This is a genomic window from Streptomyces lateritius (assembly GCF_014649715.1).
In the GTDB taxonomy this organism is placed as follows: Bacteria; Actinomycetota; Actinomycetes; order Streptomycetales; family Streptomycetaceae; genus Streptomyces; species Streptomyces lateritius.
This window is the reverse complement of the sequence record NZ_BMTO01000039.1, coordinates 1-1,763: the sequence shown is the minus strand read 5'-3', so window position 1 is coordinate 1,763 and position 1,763 is coordinate 1. Positions and strand designations below refer to the sequence as shown.

The following is a 1,763-nucleotide window of genomic DNA, read 5'->3' as shown; positions in this document are numbered from 1 at the left end:
CATCGTGCGCAAGGTGCTCATCGCCAACCGTGGCGAAATCGCTGTCCGCGTCGCCCGGGCGTGCCGGGATGCCGGAATCGCGAGCGTAGCCGTCTACGCCGATCCGGACCGGGACGCTCTGCACGTCCGCGCGGCCGACGAGGCGTTCGCTCTGGGCGGTGACACCCCGGCCGCCAGTTATCTGGACATGGCCAAGGTGCTGCAAGCGGCCAAGGACTCCGGTGCGGACGCCATCCACCCCGGTTACGGATTTCTTTCCGAGAACGCCGAGTTCGCCCAGGCCGTGCTGGACGCCGGTCTGACCTGGATCGGCCCGCCGCCGCAGGCGATCCGCGACCTCGGTGACAAGGTCGCGGCCCGCCACATCGCCCAGCGCGCCGGCGCGCCCCTGGTCGCCGGCACCCCCGACCCGGTCTCGGGCGCGGAAGAGGTCGTCGCGTTCGCCCGCGAACACGGCCTGCCGATCGCGATCAAGGCCGCCTTCGGCGGCGGCGGCCGCGGCCTGAAGGTCGCCCGCACCCTCGAAGAGGTCCCCGAGCTGTACGACTCCGCCGTCCGCGAGGCCGTCGCGGCCTTCGGCCGCGGCGAGTGCTTCGTCGAGCGCTACCTCGACAAGCCCCGCCACGTCGAGACCCAGTGCCTGGCCGACACCCACGGCAACGTCGTCGTCGTCTCCACCCGCGACTGCTCGCTGCAGCGCCGCCACCAAAAGCTCGTCGAGGAAGCCCCCGCGCCGTTCCTCACCCCCGAACAGAACGCGGAACTCTACGCCGCCTCCAAGGCGATCCTCAAAGAGGCCGGCTACGTCGGCGCCGGCACCGTCGAGTTCCTCGTCGGCACCGACGGCACCATCTCCTTCCTCGAGGTCAACACCCGCCTCCAGGTCGAACACCCCGTCACCGAAGAAGTCACCGGCATCGACCTGGTCCGGGAGATGTTCCGGATCGCCGACGGCGAGGAACTCGGCTACGACGACCCGGCCGTGCGCGGCCACTCGATCGAGTTCCGCATCAACGGCGAAGACCCGGGCCGCGGCTTCCTCCCCGCCCCCGGCACGGTGACCACCTTCAACCCGCCCACCGGCCCCGGCGTCCGCCTCGACGCCGGCGTCGAGTCCGGCTCCGTCATCGGCCCCGCCTGGGACTCCCTCCTGGCCAAGCTGATCATCACCGGCGCCACCCGCGAACAGGCCCTCCAGCGCGCCGCCCGCGCACTCGCGGAGTTCAAGGTCGAAGGCATGGCCACCGCCATCCCCTTCCACCAGGCCGTCGTCACCGACCCCGCCTTCACCTCCGACCCGTTCACGATCCACACCCGCTGGATCGAGACCGAGTTCGTCAACGAGATCAAGCCGTTCGCTCCCGCCGGCACCGACACCGACGAGGAGGACGAGACCGGCCGGGAGACCATCGTCGTCGAGGTCGGCGGCAAGCGCCTCGAAGTCTCCCTCCCCTCCAGCCTCGGCATGACCCTCGCCCGCACCGGCCTCGCCGCCGGCGCCAAACCCAAGCGACGCGCCGCCAAGAAGTCCGGCCCCACCGCCTCCGGCGACACCCTCGCCTCACCCATGCAGGGAACGATCGTCAAGGTCGCCGTCGAAGAAGGCCAGCAGGTCGAGGAAGGCGAACTCATCGTCGTCCTCGAAGCCATGAAGATGGAACAACCCCTCAACGCCCACCGCTCCGGCACCATCAAGGGCCTCACCGCCGAAATCGGCGCCTCCATCACCTCCGGCGCCCCCATCTGCGAGATCAAGGACTGAT

1 protein-coding gene is annotated in these 1,763 nt (G+C 70.3%); it reads left to right on the top strand.

Annotated features, from left to right (window positions below; translation table 11 throughout):
• The first annotated feature begins 4 nt into the window (after window positions 1-4).
• Window positions 5-1,762, top strand: coding sequence for an ATP-binding protein (locus IE136_RS35165; RefSeq protein WP_158988102.1), 1,758 nt, complete (start codon window positions 5-7; stop codon window positions 1,760-1,762).
• The last annotated feature ends 1 nt before the right edge of the window (window position 1,763 follow it).